A 24,070-nucleotide genomic window follows, 5' to 3' on the forward strand; every position below is an offset into this window, starting at 1 on the left:
AGAACTATTAAATTAAATGACAATTTATAAACAGAAAAAGATCGTTGCCATCGGTGGCGGACACGGCTTGGGACGTGTGCTTGCTGCACTTAGTGAGTTTGGCGAAAACGCAACAGGTATTGTCGCAACGACGGACAATGGTGGTTCCACCGGCCGCATACGCAGTTGTCAGGGGATCGCCTGGGGCGATACTCGCAACTGCATCAACCAGCTAATTACTCAACCTTCGACTGGTTCAATGATGTTTGAATACCGATTTAAAGGTTCAGGAGAGCTCGCGGGACACAACCTTGGTAACCTAATGCTAACTGCATTAGACAACCTTTCAGTTAGGCCCTTAGAAGCAATCCAACTGATAAGAAACCTTTTAAGCGTAGATGTTAATATTGTGCCTATGTCAGAGCATCCGTCTGATCTGAAAGCTTTGTCTGTAGACGGGACATGGGTGCATGGAGAAACCAGTGTTGACGAAATGGAACAGGATCTTCAACGTCTAGGCCTGGATCCAGAAGTACCAGCAACAAAAGAAGCATTAACCGCAATTGAGGACGCTGACTGCATCATACTTGGCCCAGGAAGCTTTCTAACTAGCATCATGCCACCACTTCTATTGCCAGAGGTTTGCGGCGCAATAAACCAAAACACCAATGCAAAAATTGTGATGATTGAAAATCTATCACCGGAATACGGACCAGCCGGCAGAATGAGTTTCAAAGAAAAGCTGGAATGGTGCGAAAGAGCATGCCGGGGCAGAAAAGTCGATACCGTGTTGACGGCGTTTGAACACCCCGAACTCAACAGCGACTGGAACGTAGCAGTTAGAGAGCTCGCGTCGCCAAACAGAAACTGGCGACACGACAGAAATAAGTTATACGATGCTATTCTTGAGCAGCTAGTAAGCTGAACCATCATCCGTTAGTGAATGATATACGCGAATTGTTTCTCGGATAGATTCCAGAATCGATTCGCGGTACTCAGCAGTATTAATTTTCTCCCCAGCTTTGGCTCTGTCATCAAGGTCTTTTGCTAACTCACAAAGGTTATCAGCACCAAAACTAGCGGCACTACTTTTTAGCGCATGACTAATTTCCTGCAAAGGTGATTGCAGATCCTTCAACTCACCGGATAGAACACTCTGATATCCATCCAGTTCACTCAAAAATATTTCAAGCAAAACGGGCAGATTATCTTTTCCTATCTCATGGCATAAATCGTTAACTTTATGAGAATTCAAATAACAAGTCACTTCTTTCCCTTCATCATCCTGAGAGTTTTGTCCAGCTTTGAATTTTTCTATAAATCGTCGATGGGCTGACTTCTAGTGCGTTTGCCGCTTTGGGGATATTTCCGTCAAATGCGTCAATAGCCTGTTCTATCGTATTTTTTTCTACCAACCACAACGGGGAAACATCCGAAGGCGACAACTCAGTAAGCACTTCATCTGATTTCCCATTTGCTGAACTTATTGTGTTAAGCGATGCAATTTTTGTGCTAGGTTGGTTCAACGGCGGTGGCAACATGTTAAGTGTGATCTCCTTTCCATGATTGAGTACCACCGCATTTCTCAGAACATTTTGCAACTGACGAACATTACCTGGCCATTCATAGTTAACAAACCTTTTGACAACCTCTTCAGAAAAACGAGCAAAGTCTTTTCCTTCTTCCAACGACATAAAGCCGAGAAGCGAATAGGCGATCTCAACAACATCTTCTCCCCGCTCTCTAAGAGGCGGCAGGTGTAATGGAATGACATAGAGCCTGTAGTATAAGTCTTCACGGAATCGCCCCTCCTGAACCTCCGTCCAGGGATCTCTGTTTGTTGCACAAACAAACCGAACATCGACACTCTTCATATGAGAGGAGCCCACTTTCTGGAAAGTACCTGTCTGAATAAACCTAAGAAGTTTGGTCTGCAACTCCAGGTCCATCTCGCACAGTTCATCCAGAAACAAAGTGCCACCATTTGCCAGTTCTGCAGCGCCTTCACGCTCAGTTGCCGCACCGGTGAATGCCCCTTTTACATGCCCGAACAACTCACTCTCGATGAGGTCTTTTGGGATGGCAGCACAGTTAATAGCAATAAATGGCTTATCGCGCCTCTTGCTAGCTGCGTGGATAGCTTCAGCACATACTTCCTTACCAGTACCACTCTCTCCTGTAATGAATATACTCGCCTTACTTGCAGCCGCTGAGTCAATGGTTTTATACACCGACTGCATTGTCTGACTACTTCCGATAAATCCCTGATAATTATTGTTGCCTTTGACTTTACTATCACCATCGGTTTTCAGCTTCGCGGCTTTTCGCATCGCATTGTTGACCGTAACCCTCAGGCGGTCTGCTTCGCATGGTTTTATTAGGAAATCCTGAGCACCATGCTGCATCGCTTCTACTGCAGTATCTATCGAACCGTGCGCGGTCATAAAAATAACTGGTACGTCTGGGTTGCCTTGCTTAACCTGATTCAATACATCCATCCCTGTCATATCAGGGAGACGTAAGTCCAGTAATATAAGGTCCGGGATTTTGCTGTTTACACTTTCTATAGCATCTTTACCTGTACCAACAATTTCGATATCGATACCCAAAGGCATTAAGAAAGAACGATAAAGCGCAGCAACTGAAGCGGTATCTTCCACCATTAAAAGGCGTTTAGTGCGTTTGTTATTTGCAGAAGTATTCATCGATAGCCAACATATAATTTTATTGCATTTTACGAAATGATTGCAGCTTGCATTGCATTTTGCAACTTTATGGAGTGAAAATCTAGAAAATCGAGTACACAGACCTATTTTTAGTGTGAATAAGTTGGCATGCATCATGCAGTTATATAAATGACCCTAACGGGTCACCTAGCCAACTGACGTTGTTAGTGAATAAAGATTATTCACAGAATATAGCCAATCGAACGAATTTTCGGTTGGCTTTTTTTCACTTAAGTTGTTAATAGTTAACCTTTAACTATTCTGGATAAACTGATTTTTTAAGTTTTCTATCCTGTCACGCTTTTCAGCCGCGAGCTCAAACTCAAGGTTTTGAGCGTGCTGGTACATCTCACTTTCAAGCTTCATTATCTCTTTTTCTAACTGCTGTGGAGAAAGCACATCGTAACTGTTAGATGATTCAGCCACTTTGGACAGAGGAACAGCTTTACTGGTACGTTGCTTACGGGATTTGGCAATATCACCAATTTCCATGATGTCTTTGATATTCCGCTTAAGCGCCTGAGGTTCAATGCCAAGTTTTTCATTATGGGCTTTCTGTTTTTCTCGCCTACGGTTTGTTTCATCCATCGCCCGCTTCATCGAACCGGTAATAGAATCAGCATAAAGTATAGCTTTTCCCTGTAGATTTCGCGCAGCCCGGCCGATAGTCTGAATTAATGAACGCTCCGAACGTAAGAAACCTTCTTTATCTGCATCAAGGATAGCTACCAGTGACACCTCTGGCATATCCAGTCCTTCTCGGAGTAAGTTAATACCCACTAACACATCGAACTCACCCAGCCTCAAATCTCGAATAATCTCAACTCGCTCCACTGTATCGATATCAGAATGCAGATAACGGACTTTTACATCGTGCTCATGAAGATACTCAGTAAGGTCTTCCGCCATACGCTTAGTCAGCGTGGTTACCAATACTCGTTCGTCTTTCGCTGCCCGAATACGAATCTCAGACAATAGGTCGTCAACCTGAGTAGCTACTGGGCGCACTTCCAATTCAGGATCAAGTAACCCTGTCGGCCTAACGACTTGATCGACCACTTCACCATCTGATTTCTCTAGCTCATAGTTACCTGGTGTAGCCGATACAAAGATAGTTTGTGGCGCAAGCGCTTCAAACTCTTCAAACTTCAAAGGTCGGTTATCCAGAGCAGAAGGCAGTCTGAATCCAAACTCAACCAGCGTCTCTTTTCTTGACCTATCCCCTTTGTACATAGCTCCTATTTGAGGCACCGTTACGTGTGACTCATCAATGATCAGCAAGCCATCATGCGGAAGGTAATCAAACAGTGTCGGTGGCGGCTCACCCTCAGCACGTCCACTTAAATAACGAGAGTAGTTCTCTATCCCGGAACAAAAGCCCAACTCGTTCATCATCTCGATATCAAACTGGGTACGTTGAGAAATACGCTGCTCTTCCAGCAGCTTATTGTTGTCCTTTAAGTACGTTTGTCTGTCCCTAAGTTCGTCTTTGATATTCTCAACCGCCTCCAGAATTCGTTCGCGTGGCGTTACATAGTGTGTTTTAGGGTAAACCGTGTAGCGGGGAAGATCGCGCTGAGACACCGCGCCTGTTAGTGGGTCAAACAAACTTATACATTCCACTTCATCATCGAACATTTCTATACGAACCGCATCCTGATCGGATTCAGCCGGGAAGATATCAATAACCTCACCCCGAACACGAAACTGGCCACGCTCAAAGGTGATATCGTTTCTGCTGTACTGCAACTCTGCTAAACGACGAAGAATGTCTCGTTGATTGATGAAATCACCCCGCGTTACATGAAGCATCATTTTCAGGTAAGAGTCCGGGTCGCCCAAGCCATAGATTGCAGAAACAGAGGCTACAATGATCGCATCTTTGCGTTCAATAAGCGCTTTAGTAGCAGAAAGACGCATCTGCTCAATATGCGCATTTACAGAAGCATCCTTTTCGATGAATGTGTCAGTAGTAGGTACATAAGCTTCTGGCTGGTAGTAATCATAGTAAGAGACAAAATACTCAACAGCGTTATTCGGGAAAAAGGCTTTCATCTCTCCATATAACTGAGCTGCCAACGTTTTATTCGGCGCTAGCAATATAGCCGGGCGTTTGGCCTTAGCGATAACATTGGCAAGGGAGAATGTTTTACCAGAGCCAGTTACCCCAAGTAAGGTCTGGTGAGCTAACCCAGAGTCTAAACCATCAAGAAGTTGGTCAATCGCAGCAGGCTGGTCGCCGGATGGCTGATAATCAGAAACTAATTCGTACTCTTTACTCATAATTTAATCGCAGTCTTCCGTTGTTGAGCGTAACACCATATTACTGGGTATCTATACAGATAATTACAAGAGTATATACCTAAATAAATCAAATGTTGGATTTAGTTTTTTACTTCTGTTAGAGTTTTTGTCCTTCAGTTGAAATTCATCAGTTCTTTCTAATTAATTCATCCACTAGTTTTCCCCAGTTTGGTGCAAATAGGCTTAGTTTTGATGACAATGATAAGTTAACCACACACCTAAAACACTCATTCAACCAAAGATTAATCTTTACTTTACAAATACTTACAATTGATTATTTTAGTACTATAACTCTAAATTGTTACAATCAAAACTTTATCAATAAAGCATTAACACACTTATCCACAAAATTCGTGGATAAGTACCACAAGCCTTTTTCTGCTGTGGCCTCCAAAAATATCAATCCTTTTTTCGTACTTTTTTTGGAATTTCTTGCTTCAAGATCGTTGACAGGCATAACTCAGATCGCTAAGATGCGCACCTACTCTATTCCCCCTTAGTTCAGTTGGTAGAACGGCGGACTGTTAATCCGTATGTCGCAGGTTCGAGTCCCGCAGGGGAGCCAAATTCCAGAAAAAGCCGCAGCATTTGTTGCGGCTTTTTCGTATCGATAGGCTACCGAATTCTCATCTTTGGTGGTTCCGGTTCTCATTTCTGATGGTTTTTAATTTAGATTCATTTAAATTGAGTAAACACTCTTTAAACAATATTAATTCTCATCTACCTGTTATCCACGATCATAAAACACTATCCTAAAGGGTAAATTTCCCGCAAATAATTAAAAACCCTGCTAAACCTCGGTTGTTATTAGCGATTCAAAACCCGATAATAGAGGGATCAAAATTCCCGAACATACATCATCATGACCGAATATTTGTTGTTGTTAGTTGGCACTGTGCTGGTTAACAACTTTGTACTCGTTAAATTTCTTGGTTTGTGCCCATTTATGGGGGTTTCTAAAAAACTAGAAACCGCTATAGGCATGAGCCTGGCTACCACTTTTGTTCTTACACTGGCATCTGTTTGTGCTTACCTGGTAGAAACATACATCTTGCAGCCTTTGGGAATAGGCTACTTGAGGACCATGAGTTTTATTCTCGTAATCGCTGTCGTGGTGCAGTTTACAGAGATGGTGGTTCATAAAACCAGCCCGACACTTTACCGCCTGCTTGGTATTTTTATCCCGTTGATTACAACTAACTGTGCCGTGCTTGGTGTAGCTCTACTTAATATCAATGAGAATCATAACTTTGTTGAATCTATTATCTATGGATTTGGCGCAGCAGTTGGTTTTTCACTAGTACTGATTCTTTTCGCATCGCTTCGTGAACGTATCGCTGCTGCCGATGTGCCTACGCCTTTTAGAGGTGCATCTATTGCCATGATTACCGCCGGATTAATGTCATTAGCATTTATGGGCTTTACAGGGTTGGTGAAACTGTAATGAGTACAATTCTAATCGCTATCCTTGCTATCGTCGCATTAGCAGCCTTTTTTGGTGGACTATTAGGTTTTGCTTCTATTCGATTCAAAGTAGAAGCAGACCCTATAGTAGACAAAATCGATGAAATTTTACCCCAAACCCAGTGCGGTCAATGTGGTTACCCTGGTTGCCGTCCTTATGCAGAAGCCATCGCCAACGGTGACAGCATCACCAAGTGTACTCCGGGGGTCAGGCCGCCATTGAAAAGATTGCTGATCTTATGGGTGTTGAGCCCGACTTATCTGATCAAGCTGAAGAGCCTGTCAAAAAAGTCGCTTTTATCCACGAAGATATGTGCATCGGCTGCACTAAATGCATTCAGGCTTGTCCGGTTGATGCCATCGTAGGTGGAACCAAGGCACTGCATACCGTTATTAAAAATGAGTGTACCGGATGTGATCTATGCGTCGCGCCTTGTCCAACAGATTGTATTGAAATGATTGAGGTGGAAACCACCATCGATAACTGGAAGTGGAAACTGGACATGATCCCTGTCGTGAACGTAACCGATAGCCAAAATAGTAAAGACGGAGAATAGGAAGAAATATGTCGACACTTATTCAACAAATTCGTCACGGCTCACTTTGGGATTTTCATGGCGGTGTTCATCCACCAGAAAACAAACGCCAATCCACCGTTAATAGTATTGCTCGTGCAGATGTACCTACAGAGCTAATCTTACCGGTAAAGCAACATATCGGACGCCCTGGTGATTTAACCGTCAAGGTCGGTGACAAAGTTCAAAAAGGCCAGGAACTAACTCGTTTCACAGCTAGTTTTATGTTGCCTTTACACGCACCGACATCTGGTACTATTACAGCGATTGAACCTCGGGTTACAGCCCACCCTTCTGGTTTAAAAGAAGTAAGCATCGTTCTGCAATCGGATGGTGAAGATCGTTGGGACGACTCCATTGCAAACGCAGACGAGCGAACGCTTAGCGATCTATCCAGCGACGAAGTCATTGAGATCATCCGCCATGCTGGGATAGCAGGAATGGGAGGCGCGGGCTTCCCTACAGCAAGGAAGATACAATCTGGACTTGCAAAAACAGAAAATCCTTATCGTTAATGCCGCGGAGTGTGAACCTTATATCACAGCCGACGATATGCTGATGCGAGAGCATGCACAAGAGCTGATTCAGGGTATTCAAGTCGTTGAAAGTATCCTGACACCAAAGCTGGTCGTTATTGGTATTGAGGAGAATAAACCTGAAGCATTAAAGGCACTTAAGGAAGCGTCTATCAATCAAAACAATCTGGTTATTCGCGCTATACCAACCAAATACCCTTCTGGTGGCGAAAAACAACTAATCAAGATTTTGACCAACCGAGAAGTGCCAAAAGGTGGAATCCCTGCTGATGTTGGCGTACTCGTACAAAACGTTGGTTCTCTCTATGCGATAAAAAGAGCAGTTATAAACCATGAACCACTGATCGAGCGTGTTGTGACACTAACCGGTAATGCGTTCAGGCAACCACGTAATGTCTGGGCTCGAATCGGCACACCCGTTAAAGCACTACTGAAACAGTTCGATTACCATGCGGAAAAGAGACATCCTCGCTTAATTCTCGGTGGTCCAATGATGGGCTTTACTCTGCCGACGGATGAGGTCCCGATTACTAAGATTTCCAACTGTATCTTAGCTCCGACCCGTAAAGAGATCCCGGCACAGCGAAATGAAATGGCATGCATCCGCTGCGGACAGTGTGCGGAAGTTTGCCCGGCCTCTCTACTTCCTCAACAAATGTTGTGGTACTCAAAAGATAAAGATTACGACAAGTGTGAAGAGCTGAATATCTCTGACTGTATCGAGTGTGGCGCATGTGCCTACGTGTGCCCTAGTGAAATTCCTCTGGTTCAGTATTACCGACAAGCAAAAGCTGAAATTCGCTCAGCAAAAGAAGAAGCAGAAGCAGCAGAAAGAGCAAAACAACGATTCGAAGAGAAGAAAGCTCGTCTGGAGCGCGACAAAGCAGAAAGAGAAAACAAGTTTAAGAAAGCTGCAGACGACCGACGTAAAAACATGCAGAAGTCAGGCGATGGCGATGCTGTCGCTGCCGCTATCGCCCGCGTAAAAGCACAACAAGCGTCTCTTGAACCTGAAAAAGATTCACCTAAGCCAGCAGTAGCAGCTGCTATTGCAAGAGCTAAGGCGAAACAAGCTGCCGCTAAATCAGGGGGATCATCGGAACCAGACAACTCTGAAATGGCCAGGTTGCGAGAAGAGAGGAAACGTCAGGCCAGAGAACGTAAAGCTGAAAAAGCGTTATCGGAAGCTGACTCCAGCGCAAGTGAAAGCAGTGAAACCGCCAATAAGAAAGATGCGGTTGCAGCTGCTATTGCTAGGGCTAAAGCCAAAAAACAGGCTCAAAACAACGAACAAGTTGGAACTGAAAAAGTAGATACTGAAGAAACTACAGAAACTCCTGCAGACAAGAAAAAAGCCGCCGTTGCCGCCGCTATCGCGAGTGGCTAAAGCCAAAAAACAGGCTAAAAGTAACGAACAAGTAGAAGCTGAAAAAGCAGACACTGAAGAACCTTCTGAAACTCCTGTAGACAAGAAGAAAGCCGCCATTGCCGCTGCTATCGCGAGGGCTAAAGCGAGAAAACAGGCTCAATCTAATGAGCAAGTTGAAGCTGAAAAAGTAGATACTGAAGAACCTACTGAATCTCCTGTAGACAAGAAGAAAGCCGCCGTTGCTGCGGCTATCGCACGAGCTAAGGCAAAAAAACAAGCTAAACAACAAGAGCAGGCAGAACAACCGGAAACTGTTGTAACAGAAGTAACTGAAAGTACAGAGTCCCCTGTAGACAAGAAAAAAGCAGCTGTAGCTGCTGCTATTGCAAGAGCGAAAGCTAAAAAACTAGCAGCAGAACAAAACAAGCAAGCGAACGAGGAGAATAACTAGTGGCATTTTTTATCGCCAGTTCTCCACATGCTCATAATAGAAAAAGCACTGTGGATCTGATGAAGTGGGTAATTCTGGCAGCGATACCAGGCATTGCAGCACAGACTTACTACTTTGGCTGGGGTACTTTAATACAGATCCTACTGGCAGTTGTTGTAGCAGCTCTAATGGAGGGTTGCGTTATGCTACTTCGCAAGCGTAATCCCATGACCGCGCTGAATGATGTCAGTGTATTTGTTACCGCACTTCTCTTAGCTGTTGCTATTCCACCCCTTTCCCCATGGTGGATTATGGTTATCGGCTTGTTTTTCGCTATCGTGATAGCAAAACATCTGTATGGTGGATTGGGGCAAAATCCATTTAACCCGGCCATGATCGCGTATGTTGTGCTACTTATCTCTTTTCCGGTACAGATGACTAGTTGGATGTCACCAGAGTCTATAAGCCCGGGTGATAGCGGCCTCTATGATGCATGGAAGCTGATTTTTACAGGTTTTGATGATGATGGATTCTCGCTGCAACAAGTTCGAACCAGTATCGACGGTATTACCATGGCCACTCCGCTTGATGCATTTAAAACAGGGGTTAGCCAGGGAATATCACCAAGTGAAGTTTCATCCGGAGCACAATTTGGCTTTATCGGTGGACTGGGCTGGAACGTAGTAAACCTGGCTTATCTTTTGGGTGGTCTACTGCTGATCAAAAACAAAATTATCCAGTGGTACATACCTGCTGGCGTGCTTGGCGGATTGCTAATCATCAGCACTGTATTTTATATCGTGCTACCAGATGTATCTGCGTCACCGTTGTTCCATCTGTTTTCCGGAGCAACAATGCTAGGTGCGTTTTTTATAGCAACCGATCCGGTGACTGCAGCAACGACAGTAAGGGGGCGAATCATTTTTGGTGCTCTGATTGGTGTATTAGTCTATATCATCAGAAGTTGGGGTGGATTCCCGGATGGCGTCGCATTTTCAGTGCTTATCGCAAACATGGCGGTTCCTTTGATCGACCATTACACAAAACCAAGAACTTATGGGCACTGAGGGTAGTTTATGTTAACCGCAATGAAAAATAACGGTGCTACGTTAGCAATGTTTGCATGTGCCTGTACTGGTCTGGTCGCTGTGACGAATTATCTCACCGCAGACAAGATAGCAGAGCAAGAGCGGAATCAGCTAAAGGCGCAACTTAACGAGGTAATCCCAACATCTCTGCATGATAATGAGTTGTATAAAGCGTGTACTTTGGTGAAGTCTGAATTACTCGGGTCAAATGAGCCTATGCCTGCCTATATTGCAACGCTTAATAGCGAGCCTAGTGGCATAGCTATTGAGGCGATTGCGCCTGATGGCTATAACGGCTCGATAAAGCTTCTTGTTGGCATGGATGTAAACGGTATTATTACGGGTTCGCGAGTATTAACACATAACGAAACTCCAGGGCTTGGGGATAAGATCGACACCCGAATCACTGACTGGATATTTGGTTTCAACGGTAAAACAGTTACTGATGACAACCAACAAGACTGGCAGGTGAAAAAAGACGGTGGTTCCTTCGATCAGTTCACGGGTGCTACCATTACCCCCAGGGCTGTTGTAAAAGCAGTAAAACAAACCGTCAACTATTATAAAGCCAACCAAACCGGGATCTTTAGTCAACCACTGGACTGTGGAGAGAGCAATGACTAGTGAACAAAAAGAACTAATTATTAATGGGTTGTGGAAAAACAACCCCGCTCTGGTTCAGCTACTAGGGCTGTGTCCTTTGCTGGCGGTATCTTCTACAGTAACAAATGCGATGGGACTTGGCATAGCATCAACCCTTGTGCTGGTGTTTTCAAACCTGACAGTGTCTCTTGTCCGGGATTACGTACCAAAGGAAATTCGCCTTCCGGTTTTCGTAATGATCATTGCCGCACTAGTAACGTGCGTTCAATTACTGATGAACGCCTACGCATATGGCTTGTACTTATCGCTTGGTATCTTCGTTCCCCTTATCGTGACCAACTGTATTATTTTAGGCCGTGCAGAAGCTTATGCGGCAAGTAATGAACCTCTACCTGCTGTTCTTGATGGCCTTTGGATGGGGTTAGGTATGACTTCTGTGCTGGTTACTCTTGGAGCGATGCGTGAGATTTTAGGTAACGGCACACTGTTTGATGGCGCAGATTTACTGTTGGGTGAATGGGCTTCAGTATTAAGAGTTGAAGTATTCGAAGTCACTAATAACTTTTTATTGGCACTACTACCGCCAGGAGCATTTATCGGTGTCGGTTTCTTGATTGCTTTAAAAAACATCATCGATTCCAAAATGGCGTCGCGTAAGCCAAAAGAAGAAAAGCCAGCTATTGAGCGAGCCCGAGTTACAAATTAAATAAAATATACTCAGTATAAATGCAGGACGCAGTCTTTAATGAACAATACAAAAAGAGTTGAGATACTCCAGCGGCTCAGGGAAAACAACCCGAACCCAGAGACTGAACTAAACTGGGATACACCATTCGAGTTGTTGATCGCAGTTTTGTTGTCAGCCCAGGCAACAGACATTAGCGTTAACAAAGCGACAGACAAACTTTATCCAGTTGCAAACACACCAAAGAGCATACTGGAACTTGGTGTCGACGGGGTAAAGGAGTACATCAAGACGATTGGCCTATTTAACTCTAAAGCTGAAAATGTAATAAAAACCTGCCAAATACTTATTGATAAGCATGGTGGAGAAGTTCCTGAAAACAGGGAAGCGCTTGAAGCATTACCGGGTGTTGGCAGAAAAACAGCGAATGTTGTTCTAAACACGGCATTTGGTTGGCCAACCATAGCAGATACCCACATCTACCGGGTATCAAATAGAACTAAGTTTGCCATGGGTAAAACGGTCGACGATGTAGAACAAAAACTACTGAAAGTTGTTCCTAAAGAGTTCAAGTTAGATGTGCATCACTGGCTTATTCTTCACGGGCGCTATACCTGTGTAGCAAGAAAGCCGCGTTGTGGTAGCTGCATTATTGAAGATTTATGTGAATTTAAAGATAAAGTCTATCCAGAGAGTTAAAGGGAGAATCAAATATGTCTAAGGGTCGTGTATTACATACCATGCTGCGCGTGGGAAATTTGGAAAAATCTATCGAGTTTTATACCAAAGTAATGGGTATGAACTTGCTAAGAACCAATGAAAACAAACAGTACGAATACACTCTTGCGTTTGTTGGTTTTGGTGATGAATCTGATGGTGCGGTTATCGAACTGACCTATAACTGGGGTACATCTGAATACGACCTGGGTAATGCATTTGGCCATGTCGCGCTTGGGTTTGATGATATCTATGCAACTTGTGATGCAATCAAAGCAGCAGGTGGTATTGTGACTCGTGAGCCGGGACCGGTAAAAGGTGGCACAACTGAGATTGCCTTCGTTAAAGACCCAGATGGTTACATGATTGAGCTGATCCAGAATAAGTCTGCATCTGCAGGTCTTGAAGGCTAAGCGAGTATTTCGAGGTAAAAAAGCTGCAGCTGTAGCCTGAGTTTATTGACAAAGTTCGTCATCCCTGCGAAGGCAGGGATCTAAGATTTTGATTTGTCTAGATTCCCGCCAAGGCGCATGGCTAGTGCGGGAATCACGCGTTTATTCAAGCCTACAGTTTGTAGCCTTTTTATTTATATTACTTCTCTGATTCTACAATCTGCTTCAATGACCACGGGTGAAGCTTTATGCAAATACCGTCCTTCTTAAATGCAACGGTAGGATTAGGTAAACGCTCCCCTTCCCCTTTTGGACTCGACAATTTTGTCTTAATTCCTGCTCGAGTATAGGTATCCCAACGCTCAGCCATTTTCGGAAATGTCTGCTTCAACTCTTCGAGAAAATCTGACGCACTTTCGGCACCCGAAGGTACTACAAGCTCAACATGCTCCCACCCCTCCTGAGGATAAGATTTCCCCGGAGCGGGATACGGAAGTTCCAGACACTCAATTGTCTGCCCCAGGAACAGGGGTTTATCCGCAAGTTCAATAACAATAATTGGTCGGCCGTTGATTACAGCATTCGATATTTCATCGCCGAAATTCAGCCACTCCTTATGGGCTAGCTCTGCGACGCTCTGATCATTGATTCTTAAGGCGATATGGTCAGGGACAAGCCCTTCGATATCAATTCCAACATCACGAGCAAGCCCTTCTATCCTCATGCTAAAACTCATTAAATCCGATAGCATTTGTTTTGGGTTCAAACGTTTTTCAGAAAGTAAATCACACATTATTTTTGTCCACCGAAAGCATTTGAAGCAGATAGTACCAATAACGCCGAAAAAAGTGGAAAAATTACTTTATATCATCTGTTAGTAGCTTTCGTAACTTGATATTATTAGCCCCATTTTTATGAACAAAATTACAGTAGGCGTGCATAAGGCCTTATTTAAGAGCCACTTTATTGCATAGCTATACATTTCCAGAAATTGAAGGAAAAACGAGTGAATATCCAAGCGCTTATTAATGACAAAGTATCTCAGGCTCTCGAAGCCGCAGGCGCACCAGCAGGAAGCCCTGCTGCTGTTCGTCAATCTGCAAAGCCACAGTTTGGTGACTACCAGGCTAATGGTGTTATGGGAGTAGCGAAAAAGCTAGGTACTAATCCCCGAGAATTTGCACAAAAAGTACTGGATGTTCTGGATTTAGAAGGGATCGCAAGCAAAACCGAAATTGCAGGCCCAGGCTTTATCAACATTTTCCTGAGTGAAGAGTTTCTGGCAAAAGCAGCTGAAGCTTCACTTGCCGACGAGCGCCTTGGTGTGGCTAAAGAAGAAACTAAAACCATCGTTGCTGACTATTCAGCACCAAACGTAGCGAAAGAAATGCATGTTGGTCACCTTCGCTCAACCATCATTGGTGATGCAGTCGTTCGCACACTTGAGTTCTTGGGTCACAAAGTTGTCCGCGCAAACCATATCGGTGACTGGGGTACTCAGTTCGGGATGTTAATCGCTAACCTTGAGCGTGTTCAGCAAGAGTCTGGTGAAGTATCAATGGAGCTTTCTGATCTGGAAGCTTTCTACCGCGAGTCTAAAAAGCTATATGACGAAGACGAAGTTTTCGCAGAGCGTGCTCGTAACTACGTAGTGAAACTACAAGGCGGAGATGAATACTGCGCTGAAATGTGGAAGAAACTGGTTGATATCACAATGATTCAAAACCAGCGTAACTACGACCGTCTGAATGTATCTCTAACTCGTGACGACGTGATGGGCGAAAGCATGTATAACGACATGCTGCCAGGTATCGTAGCGGATCTGAAAGAGAAAGGTCTGGCACAGGAAGACGATGGCGCTCAGGTTGTATTCCTAGATGAGTACAAAAACAAAGACGGTGAGCCAATGGGCGTTATCATCCAGAAGCGTGATGGTGGCTTCCTGTACACAACTACAGATATAGCTTGTGCAAAGTACCGTTATGAAACAATAGGCGCAGACCGAGTACTTTACTTTATCGATTCGCGTCAGCACCAACACCTAATGCAAGCGTGGACAATCGTACGCAAAGCTGGCTATGTACCTGAAGAAGTAACTCTGGAACACCACGCATTTGGAATGATGCTTGGCAAAGATGGTCGTCCGTTTAAAACTCGTGCTGGCGGTACTGTTCGTCTTGCAGATCTACTTGATGAGGCTGAAGACCGTGCACAGAAACTGATTGAAAGCAAAAACCCGGAACTAGATTCAGAAGAGAAAAAGAACATCGCAAATACTGTTGCGATGGCTGCTGTAAAATACGCAGACCTATCTAAACACCGTACAACCGACTACATCTTCGATTGGGATAACATGCTGGCGTTTGAAGGTAACACTGCGCCATATATGCAATATGCTTATACTCGTGTTGCGTCTGTATTCGCAAAAGCGGGCATCTCAATGGATGAGCTTACAGGTGATATACAGATTACCGATGAGAAAGAAAAAGCACTTATCGCTAAGTTGTTGCAATTTGAAGAAGCAGTACAAGCGGTTGCACGCGAAGGCCAACCTCATATCATGTGTGGCTACCTGTTTGAACTTGCAGGCCAGTTCTCAAGCTTCTACGAAGCATGCCCTATTCTGGTTGCTGAAGAAGAATCAGTGAAGCAAAGCCGCCTGAAACTAGCGGCGCTAACGGCGAAAACCATCAAGCAAGGTCTGTCTCTACTAGGCATTGATACTCTTGAGCGCATGTAATTGCAGCTAAAGTTTAAAAAAGCATCCTTCGTGGATGCTTTTTTTCATCACTACTAAAGTGAATCATGTCTACTTCCGTATCCATAACCTTTCCCTCAGTCAAAATCGTCAAAAACACAAACATTAAATGCGTCAAACCATTTAGCTATGTGCATCTATTGCACAATGCGCGACGTGTCGTGTTTGTCATGCAGGGTTGGCGCATATCTTATAGAGAAGCCAAACCGATACGCATATAGTAAACGGCATACGAAAGAACATCCTTTCATACCGAATTCCAGAAGTGGCATGGCCTTAAGCTATGTCACTCCGGCAGCAAGCGAAGGTGTCATTGACACCCGTGGTATGGTCCCCCGGCTATACCACGTTTTTTTTGCTACATCCCCATTAACCAAACGTGTCTGTTTTCTCACCTTTTTAGTTGTCAAAGGAAAAGCGGACGCCTGCGGCCACCTTCAGCTGAATGGTTTATTACTTTTTCAAGATTTTGTTATCAGAGAAGCAGAACACCAACTCAGGCACTATGTTCTAAGGGATCTAACTCTGATTTAGAATCGCTTGTTAAAGCGTATTTTGAAGGAGAAATGCCAAAGCGGTTTTTAAATTTTTGGCTGAAATAGGAAGGATCGTTAAATCCAGAGTTAAGCGCCACATCACTCACTTTCTCACCTCGCTTTAATAGCGGGCATGAGCTTTTAAGACGCACCTCTGTAAGATACTCAGTGAAAGTTTGGTTAGTTAAATTCTTGAACTTTCGCTGGAGAGTTCTTTCGGATAAAAACAGACATTTTGATGCGCTAGATGTGCCAAACTCTGGATCCTGATAACGAGTACCGACAAGATCAAGTACCTTATTTAACCAGGCATCAATATCATCAGCAGAACTTTCTTTTTCGTCATCCACAGGATAGCGTGAATGATGAGGCGAACCTACGTAGTTAGATAAGCGTTCTGTTTGCTGTAACAGTTGCAAGTCCTTAGCTTTTAACTGTTCCTCAAGCTCTTTATACAGTTTAAGTGTTCTACTCACATAAAAAGCAGACAAAGAAAAGCAAAGGACAACCAGGGTAGCGGAAACAAGCAACACTGCGTTTTTACTGGGATGAGTCATGGCAAAAAACACATAGATCAAACCAATAAGAATTGCCAACGATATGATCAACCAGTTCCTACGCAACTTGCAACCCCGGACTAAAAAAGAAGAGCCTGCATTAGGGCAGGTAGCCCTAATGTAATCATCCGAGCAAAGAGTATGACAATAAACAACAAGTTCAAAGAGTGAAAAAGTAACGTAAAGTAAATTTATATCAATCATATAGTTGAGCGCGAATACATCGGCTCAACTCCATATAATAGAAGAATAAAATGCTTCTTTCTTCTTAAGCTTACTTATTATTCAGCAGATAAACATTCATAAAAACTATCTGACAGCTGATTCAGAAAAGTAAAGTAGCTGGATTTTTTAACCACAATATCCGTTGCCAGTGGATCGAGTTGGCCCACATTTACATCACTACCTCGCGTCACAGACGCAATCACTGTAGGCTTAAACTGTGGCTCAGAGAACACACACTGAACATCACCACTACGAAGCGTTGTTTTAATTTTTATCAATGTCTTAGCACCCGGTTTCCTCTCCGGAGATACCGTAAACTTCCCTAAATGGTTCAGGGAGAAATATTCTTCAAAGTAACCGTAAGCATCATGGAAAACGTAATAGCCTTTGTTTTTAACAGGCTCAAGTTTATTTGAAATATCTTCCAACACTTGATCAAGATTGGTTACAAATTTCTTGTAATTTTTCTCATATGTTCCCTGATTCTTAGTATCAAGTTCAGACAATTTATCGGTGACGATTCTGGCTATCTGTTTTGCCTGATCTGGCCCTAGCCAAACGTGAGGATCGTGTGTTCCGTGGTTATGTCCATCATCCACATGGTCGCTACCAAACTCTCTCAAAACTAATCTTTTATCTGAGCTAAGCGGTAATGCACTTTGATTATTCTGTAGTACTTTCTCCAAAAATGGTTCTAGCTCGGGTCCGAACCAGATAACCAGATCTGAACCTTTGATTTTTTTGATGTCTGAAGGCTTCAGCGCATAATCATGGGGAGAAGCATTAGTAGAAACTAATAGATCCAAATTTGTAGTATCTTGTGTAATCTCTTTCACAATAAGCTGAATAGGCTTAACACTCACGGTTACATTGATTGGATTTGCATGAGCAAAAGCAGGGACAAGCATAAGTGCCAACATCAGTTTAGTTAATCTTTTCAACGTAAAACTCCAGGTAGTATCAAAAGCGCATGAATGTTATATTATAACGCTTGTGTTTGTAAATGAGATTTATTCATGACTGCGTTAGTCAGAATGACTGATATCAATGTTACCTTTGGTGACCGTAAGGTACTGGATGCGATAAGCCTTGAGCTCCATCAGGGCGAAATTACCACGCTTATAGGGCCCAATGGTGCGGGTAAATCCACCTTAATAAAAGTTCTGCTGGGGCTTAACAAAAGCTATTCCGGTAGTGTCGAGAAAACTCATAGCCTTTCAATTGGTTATGTCCCTCAGAAGCTGACTTTAAATGAGTCACTACCCTTAAATGTCGATAGATTCCTGAAGCTTGCAGGAAAGTTTAGTGAACAGGAGCGTGTTGATTCTCTGAAACTTGTTGGCGCTGAACATCTTTTAAAATCCAACATGCACTCGCTGTCAGGTGGAGAAAGTCAAAGAGTTCTCATTGCAAGAGCCTTATTAAGACGCCCTTCTCTTCTGGTTCTAGACGAGCCTGCTCAGGGAGTCGATGTTCAGGGACAGATAGACCTATACAACTTGATTGATTCTATAAGACACAGATTTAATTGCGCAATCTTGATGGTTTCGCATGATTTACATCTTGTCATGGCAAAAACAGACAAAGTAGTTTGTATCCATCATCATATCTGCTGTTCTGGTACACCTGAACATGTTACTTCACACCCATCCTACACATCATTGTTCGGTGCAATAGCTAATCGCTCCCTTGCTTTCTATCGTCACGGGCACGAACACCATCACGATTTGTCGGGAAACCCTGTTGATGGTGACCTAGAGTCTTGCTCCCACCATGATCACGGACATCACCATCATGATTGAGTTTTTACTTCCTGCTATTTTTGCTGGCTTGGGCATTGCGATTATATCTGGTCCGCTTGGTTCTTTTGTGGTGTGGCGAAAAATGGCCTATTTTGGTGACACGCTTGCACACGCATCACTGCTTGGCATCTCTCTGGGCTTTCTACTCGACGTGAACTTATATGTTGCTCTCGTAGTGTGTTGCCTGGCAATAGCGGTGATTCTCGTAGCATTACAAAAGAAATCTGTTGTCGGAACAGATACCCTACTTGGGATTTTAGCGCATAGCTCGCTTTCACTAGGTATGGTGGCAATTAGCTTACTGGACAACGTGCGCATCGATTTGATGAGTTATCTCTTTGGGGATTTGCTGGCTGTTACTCCAGAAGATCTCTATTTTATTTACGTGGGTGTCCTTGTTGTTTCGACAATTCTGTATCTGCTATGGATACCACTGCTATCCTCAAGCGTTAACGAAGAACTAGCCGCAGTAGAAGGTATCAATGTCGATCTGATTAGACTGATACTTATGCTATTGGTCGGAGTCGTTATCGCGGTAGGAATGAAGTTTGTTGGCGCATTAATCATTACATCGTTGTTAATAATTCCTCCTGCCACCGCGAGGCGTTTTGCAAACACACCAGAACAAATGGTCGCGATAGCCTCAGCAATAGGTGCGATGTCTGTGTTATGTGGTATCGCTCTCTCTTGGGAGTTCGACACTCCAGCCGGGCCATCCGTTGTAATCAGTGCCGCTGGATTTTTATCCTGAGTCAGATTAAGCCGCAAAAAATCTAATAACTCGGAAAAATAAGCTAAAGAAACAGGCCGGTGCGACGATACATAGTTATCTCCACCGGATTTTTTAGTGATGCAAGTTCAGGAAAGTACAGCCAACTTACAGGTTAACGAGCTCAAGTTTGGCAGCCATATAAACCAGGCTGTTGAATTTGGGAACAGAGCAGATTTTGCTTTGCTTTTGGCTATGTTATCTGGTGATGCACGAGAAATCGAGCCACTTCAATCCTTAGATACAACCTCAGAATCAGAAAATGATATACGAATTCGATTAGGCGTTAACCCTACAGCTCCTCTAAACTCAGATAGTGAAACCTATTTAAGTGGTGCAGCTGTATCCCGCCATTTCATTCCGCGGGAATCTCTAGTGCCAAGCTGCAAAACGGGCTACGTCCAGATGCATTAGCCTACATAGCAGAATACACAGAAGGGCTTGGTGAAGATGTTTATCGTAACCTGTCTCTCCGAGAGCAAAAACTGGCAGCAAAAGAGACTGTCTCCTTAATGGATTCTAACGATTTGTACAATAAACTGGTTGTCGCAAACAGAACCTACCAGATCCAGGCACAAGTTTGACTCGCTTAACCCTACCAGCATCCATAATTTGTGCGAATATGTTTCTTATTCCACCAACCAAATGTGAAGCAGCCCTAACTCTACCACTTTAGTCGACCCTACAATTGCTCTTTCATGATGTTATTCACAACTTAAATAGCAGATCAGTACCTATATTGAACATAAAGAAAAATATTATGTTCTATTTGACCGTTAATTCAGGCTCTTTTTAGCTCGGTTAGTCGTCTTCAGACTTGGTACTGTATATGGATATTAAAAACTCTGTCGTTCTTATTACATCAGCAGGTTCACCGTTAGGAGGTGTACTTGCTGGTCATTTCGCCCAGTTGGGCGCACATATTGTTTTGTCCGATACAGACGCAAGTAAGCTCGAAGAGGTCACTACCCGCTGTAAAATGATGTCAGATAATATTCACGATTTTCTGCTGCCTGACCATTCCGAACACAGTGTGAAGGAATTGCTTACTTTCATATCTGATAGCTTCGCAAACGGGATCGACATCCTTATCAACTATTGGCCAAGTAATCCATTTCCTGCACTCACTAGCGATGTGAGTGGGCAAGATTTCTCAAAAAAATACGCAACGTTTGCTTCTTCGCTGTTTAACTATGGACAAGCCTGTTCCGCTCAGATGAGAGATCGTGCAAAAAATGGGGTTATAGTGAATATCCTATCATTGTCCGATAGTAAAGAACTGCTGGGGATTGATAACGCATCATCGATCGTGTCAGGAATGACAAAGAGTTGGGCTAAGGAGCTAAACCAGTTCAATATTCGTGTCGGCGGTGTTGTACCATCTTTCTCTCATTCAGCGAATGACGAATCGTTCCATTGGTCAATTCTCAATGACGAGTTAATCCGCAATACCGAGTACATCGTTTCCAACGATTACTTCAACGGCCGAATCGTCTCTGCAGAAGTTTAACCTTTTTACTTCCCTAAAATGTCAAAAAGCCCTATCGCGATGATAGGGCTTTTAATTTATGAGATGTTCGTGCTAGCGAAAAAATCTCATAACTTCATTCTTACTCTATTGAGTTCGAATTACTTCTTCTCTGCTGACTTCTGGTCAGCTTTTTTCTTGATTACTGTAGTACCTTCGAAAGTTTCACCTTCAACGTACGGCTTACCGAAGTAAGAAGCAATCAGAACTTCCTTAAGCTCAGAGATTAGAGGGTAACGAGGGTTCGCACCAGTACACTGGTCATCGAACGCTTCTACAGATAGCTCGTCAACCTGTGCTAGGAAGTCAGCTTCTGCTACACCCGCTTCCTGGATAGACTTAGGAATGTCCAGGTTAGTCTTAAGCTCGTCCAACCAACCTAGAAGACGTTCAATCTTCTGAGCAGTACGGTCACCAGCCTGAGATAGGCCTAGGTGGTCAGCAACTTCAGCGTAACGACGACGTGCTTGTGGGCGGTCGTACTGAGAGAACGCAGTTTGCTTAGTTGGGTTATCGTTCGCGTTGTAACGTACAACGTTAGAGATAAGTAGTGCGTTAGCAAGACCGTGAGGTAAGTGGAACGCGTTACCAATCTTGTGAGCCATTGAGTGACACACACCCAGGAATGCGTTCGCAAATGCTACACCAGCGATAGTTGCTGCGTTGTGTACTTTTTCACGAGCGATTGGGTCGTTAGCACCGTTTGCATAGCTTGAAGGTAGGTATTCTTTAAGCATCTTAAGAGCTTGTAGAGCCTGACCGTCAGAGTATTCGTTAGCAAGAACTGAAACGTAAGCTTCTAGTGCGTGAGTTACTGCATCGTAACCACCGAACGCTGTTAGAGACTTAGGCATGTTCATTACTAGGTTAGCATCAACGATAGCCATCTGAGGAGTTAGCTCGTAGTCAGCTAGTGGGTACTTAGCACCAGTTTCGTCGTCTGTAACAACAGCGAATGGCGTAACTTCTGAACCAGTACCTGAAGTAGTTGTGATACATACAAGCTCAGCTTTCTGACCCATTTTAGGGAACTTGAAGATACGCTTACGGATATCCATGAATCGCATCGCTAGTTCTTCGAACGCTGTTTCTGGGTGCTCGTACATTACCCACATGATCTTAGCAGCATCCATAGGTGAACCACCACCTAGAGCAAGGATTACATCTGGCTGGTAGCTCTGCATCATTTCAGCACCTTTACGTACAACAGATAGAGTTGGATCTGCTTCTACGTCGAAGAATACCTGAACTTCCATGCCTTGTGCTTTAAGCAGGCTAACTACATCGTCAGCGTAACCGTTGTTGAATAGGAAACGGTCAGTTACAAGGAATGCGCGTTTCTTACCTTCTAGGTCGCCAAGAGCGATTGGAAGGCTACCACGACGGAAGTAGATAGACTTAGGTAGTTTGTGCCACAACATGTTTTCAGCTCGCTTAGCTACAGTTTTCTTGTTGATTAGGTGCTTAGGACCAACGTTCTCAGAGATAGAGTTACCACCCCAAGAACCACAACCTAGAGTCAGAGATGGTGCAACGTTGAAGTTGTACAGGTCACCGATACCACCGTGAGTAGTAGGGATGTTGATTAGGATACGAGCAGTCTTCATCTTGTCACCGAAGTACTTGATGCGGTCTGCGTTAGTGTCCTGGTTAGTGTAAAGACCAGATGTGTGACCGATACCACCGATTTCAACCATAGTTACTGCCTGAGCAACTGCATCTTCGAAATCGTCAGCTTTAAACATACCTAGAAGTGGAGATAGTTTCTCGTGAGCGAATGCGTCATCGTAAGCAACTTTACCCAGACCTTCACCAACTAGTACTTTAGTATCAGCTGGAACTTTAACGCCTGCCATTTCAGCGATTGCTGGAGCTGGCTGGCCAACGATCTTAGCGTTAAGTGCGCCTTCAATAAGAATGATGTCGCGAACTTTTTTCGCTTCAGCTTTAGAAAGAACGTGAGCTTTGTGAGAAGCGAAACGCTCTTTAACTTCTTCGTATACGTCTTTGTGTACGATTACAGCCTGCTCAGAAGCACAAACTACACCGTTATCGAAAGTCTTAGACATAAGAACAGATGCTACAGCGCGCTTAACGTCAGCTGTTTCATCGATAACTACAGGAACGTTACCTGCACCTACACCGATTGCTGGCTTACCAGAAGAGTATGCAGCTTTAACCATGCCTGGGCCACCAGTTGCAAGGATAAGAGCGATGTCATCGTGCTTCATTAGGCCATTTGAAAGCTCAACTGAAGGTTGGTCGATCCAACCGATGATGTCTTTTGGAGCACCAGCTGCTACTGCTGCATCAAGAACTAGTTTAGCTGCGTCGTTAGTAGAGTTCTTAGCACGTGGGTGTGGTGAGAAGATGATACCGTTACGAGTCTTTAAGAGATAAGAGACTTAAAGATCGCAGTAGAAGTAGGGTTAGTTGTTGGTACGATACCACAGATGATACCTACAGGTTCTGCGATAGTGATTGTGCCTAGGTTTTCGTCTTCTTCAAGTACGCCACAAGTTTGCTCATCTTTGTACTTGTTGTAGATGAATTCTGATGCGAAGTGGTTTTTGATTACCTTATCTTCAACAATACCCATGCCAGACTCTTCAACCGCTTGCATTGCAAGAGGAATACGAGCTTGGTTAGCTGCAAGAGATGCTGCACGGAAAATTTTGTCTACTTGCTCCTGAGAGTATGTAGCAAATTCTGCTTGAGCCGCTTTAACGCGAGCTACTAGAGCATCAAGTTCAGCCATATTAGTTACAGGCATAATGAATCTCCATAAATATTAAAAAATTAAAAATTAAAAACTATTTAGTAAGGTCACTGAGTTCATAACCTTTTGATAAAAAATGAAAGAACCCTACAAACTTAGTAAATTGTTTTCAGGACTGAGTATAATATTTCACGCAATGAAAAAAATTGACGCAGATCAGTTATGAAAATTTATTTAATCCCTTTGGGTTAGTTACGCACCAGGTACATAGCCAACCAGCTGTATTTAAAGCGTTTTTACTGACATCA

16 protein-coding genes, 1 tRNA gene and 5 pseudogenes are annotated in these 24,070 nt (G+C 43.7%); 15 read left to right on the forward strand and 7 right to left on the reverse strand.

Features of this window, described 5'->3' with window-relative positions; genetic code table 11:
- The first annotated feature begins 16 nt into the window (after window positions 1–16).
- Window positions 17–904, forward strand: a complete 888-nt coding sequence (yvcK, locus tag P7F88_RS22040; protein WP_277828311.1) for a uridine diphosphate-N-acetylglucosamine-binding protein YvcK — start codon at window positions 17–19, stop codon at window positions 902–904.
- Here the strand turns inward: yvcK and P7F88_RS22045 are convergent.
- The 3 genes from P7F88_RS22045 to uvrB all read right to left on the reverse strand — a co-directional run bounded on the left by P7F88_RS22045 (window position 893) and on the right by uvrB (window position 4,988).
- The gene (locus tag P7F88_RS22045; RefSeq protein ID WP_277828312.1) at window positions 893–1,234 is read right to left on the reverse strand and encodes an Hpt domain-containing protein; all 342 of its coding nucleotides are present in this window, start codon (window positions 1,232–1,234) and stop codon (window positions 893–895) included. The two genes, yvcK and P7F88_RS22045, sit on opposite strands and share 12 nt — an antisense overlap.
- 25 nt (window positions 1,235–1,259) lie before the next feature.
- The gene (gene luxO / locus P7F88_RS22050; protein WP_277828314.1) at window positions 1,260–2,684 is read right to left on the reverse strand and encodes a quorum-sensing sigma-54 dependent transcriptional regulator LuxO; all 1,425 of its coding nucleotides are present in this window, start codon (window positions 2,682–2,684) and stop codon (window positions 1,260–1,262) included.
- A 273-nt stretch (window positions 2,685–2,957) separates the two neighbouring features.
- Window positions 2,958–4,988, reverse strand: a complete 2,031-nt coding sequence (gene uvrB / locus P7F88_RS22055; RefSeq protein WP_277828316.1) for an excinuclease ABC subunit UvrB — start codon at window positions 4,986–4,988, stop codon at window positions 2,958–2,960.
- Window positions 4,989–5,499: 511 nt separating this feature from the next.
- On the opposite strand from uvrB, the gene P7F88_RS22060 reads away from it, so the two are divergent.
- The 9 genes and pseudogenes from P7F88_RS22060 (at window position 5,500) to gloA (ending at window position 12,889) form a co-directional block, all read left to right on the forward strand.
- Window positions 5,500–5,574 (forward strand) — tRNA-Asn (locus P7F88_RS22060).
- A gap of 297 nt (window positions 5,575–5,871) precedes the next feature.
- Window positions 5,872–6,453, forward strand: a complete 582-nt coding sequence (rsxA, locus tag P7F88_RS22065) for an electron transport complex subunit RsxA (protein WP_277828318.1) — start codon at window positions 5,872–5,874, stop codon at window positions 6,451–6,453.
- Window positions 6,453–7,030 (forward strand): annotated as a pseudogene (gene rsxB, locus P7F88_RS22070) (electron transport complex subunit RsxB). Before rsxA ends, rsxB begins: the two are co-directional and overlap by 1 nt.
- Before the next feature lie 8 nt (window positions 7,031–7,038).
- Window positions 7,039–9,404 (forward strand): annotated as a pseudogene (gene rsxC / locus P7F88_RS22075) (electron transport complex subunit RsxC).
- Entirely contained in the window at window positions 9,404–10,450 is a 1,047-nt protein-coding gene (gene rsxD, locus P7F88_RS22080) for an electron transport complex subunit RsxD (protein ID WP_277828320.1), read from the forward strand. Before rsxC ends, rsxD begins: the two are co-directional and overlap by 1 nt.
- A 9-nt stretch (window positions 10,451–10,459) precedes the next feature.
- The gene (gene rsxG, locus P7F88_RS22085; RefSeq protein WP_277828322.1) at window positions 10,460–11,095 is read left to right on the forward strand and encodes an electron transport complex subunit RsxG; all 636 of its coding nucleotides are present in this window, start codon (window positions 10,460–10,462) and stop codon (window positions 11,093–11,095) included.
- Window positions 11,088–11,780, forward strand: a complete 693-nt coding sequence (locus P7F88_RS22090; protein ID WP_277828323.1) for an electron transport complex subunit E — start codon at window positions 11,088–11,090, stop codon at window positions 11,778–11,780. The genes rsxG and P7F88_RS22090 overlap by 8 nt, the downstream gene beginning before the upstream one ends.
- 39 nt (window positions 11,781–11,819) lie before the next feature.
- Window positions 11,820–12,458: an endonuclease III gene (nth, locus tag P7F88_RS22095; RefSeq protein ID WP_277828325.1), complete on the forward strand. Its 639-nt coding sequence runs from the start codon at window positions 11,820–11,822 to the stop codon at window positions 12,456–12,458.
- Window positions 12,459–12,472: 14 nt separating this feature from the next.
- The gene (gene gloA, locus P7F88_RS22100) at window positions 12,473–12,889 is read left to right on the forward strand and encodes a lactoylglutathione lyase (RefSeq protein WP_277828328.1); all 417 of its coding nucleotides are present in this window, start codon (window positions 12,473–12,475) and stop codon (window positions 12,887–12,889) included.
- A gap of 178 nt (window positions 12,890–13,067) precedes the next feature.
- Here gloA and P7F88_RS22105 read toward each other — a convergent pair whose 3' ends face one another.
- Complete coding sequence (locus P7F88_RS22105) at window positions 13,068–13,661, reverse strand: VOC family protein (protein ID WP_277828330.1); 594 nt, start codon at window positions 13,659–13,661, stop codon at window positions 13,068–13,070.
- 213 nt (window positions 13,662–13,874) lie between these two features.
- Here P7F88_RS22105 and argS point away from each other — a divergent pair, with 213 nt between their 5' ends.
- Window positions 13,875–15,608: an arginine--tRNA ligase gene (argS, locus tag P7F88_RS22110; protein ID WP_277828332.1), complete on the forward strand. Its 1,734-nt coding sequence runs from the start codon at window positions 13,875–13,877 to the stop codon at window positions 15,606–15,608.
- Window positions 15,609–16,122: 514 nt separating this feature from the next.
- Here argS and P7F88_RS26540 read toward each other — a convergent pair.
- Together P7F88_RS26540 and P7F88_RS22120 are read right to left on the reverse strand one after the other, a co-directional pair.
- Window positions 16,123–16,758, reverse strand: a complete 636-nt coding sequence (locus tag P7F88_RS26540) for an AraC family transcriptional regulator (RefSeq protein ID WP_422128409.1) — start codon at window positions 16,756–16,758, stop codon at window positions 16,123–16,125.
- Window positions 16,759–17,000: 242 nt separating this feature from the next.
- Window positions 17,001–17,885, reverse strand: a complete 885-nt coding sequence (locus tag P7F88_RS22120) for a zinc ABC transporter substrate-binding protein (RefSeq protein ID WP_277828334.1) — start codon at window positions 17,883–17,885, stop codon at window positions 17,001–17,003.
- Window positions 17,886–17,960: 75 nt separating this feature from the next.
- Here P7F88_RS22120 and znuC point away from each other — a divergent pair, with 75 nt between their 5' ends.
- The 4 genes and pseudogenes from znuC to P7F88_RS22140 all read left to right on the forward strand — a co-directional run bounded on the left by znuC (window position 17,961) and on the right by P7F88_RS22140 (window position 21,025).
- A complete protein-coding gene (znuC, locus tag P7F88_RS22125) occupies window positions 17,961–18,746 on the forward strand; it encodes a zinc ABC transporter ATP-binding protein ZnuC (protein ID WP_277828336.1) in 786 nt (261 codons plus the stop codon).
- Window positions 18,739–19,523: pseudogene (gene znuB, locus P7F88_RS22130) on the forward strand (zinc ABC transporter permease subunit ZnuB). Before znuC ends, znuB begins: the two are co-directional and overlap by 8 nt.
- 73 nt (window positions 19,524–19,596) lie before the next feature.
- Window positions 19,597–20,099 (forward strand): annotated as a pseudogene (locus P7F88_RS22135) (VC2046/SO_2500 family protein).
- Window positions 20,100–20,344: 245 nt separating this feature from the next.
- The gene (locus P7F88_RS22140) at window positions 20,345–21,025 is read left to right on the forward strand and encodes an SDR family oxidoreductase (RefSeq protein WP_277828342.1); all 681 of its coding nucleotides are present in this window, start codon (window positions 20,345–20,347) and stop codon (window positions 21,023–21,025) included.
- A gap of 119 nt (window positions 21,026–21,144) precedes the next feature.
- Here P7F88_RS22140 and adhE read toward each other — a convergent pair.
- A pseudogene (adhE, locus tag P7F88_RS22145) lies at window positions 21,145–23,816 on the reverse strand (bifunctional acetaldehyde-CoA/alcohol dehydrogenase).
- Between the last annotated feature and the right edge of the window lie 254 nt (window positions 23,817–24,070).

It is taken from the genome of Vibrio hannami, assembly GCF_029589055.1.
GTDB lineage: Bacteria > Pseudomonadota > Gammaproteobacteria > Enterobacterales > Vibrionaceae > Vibrio > Vibrio hannami.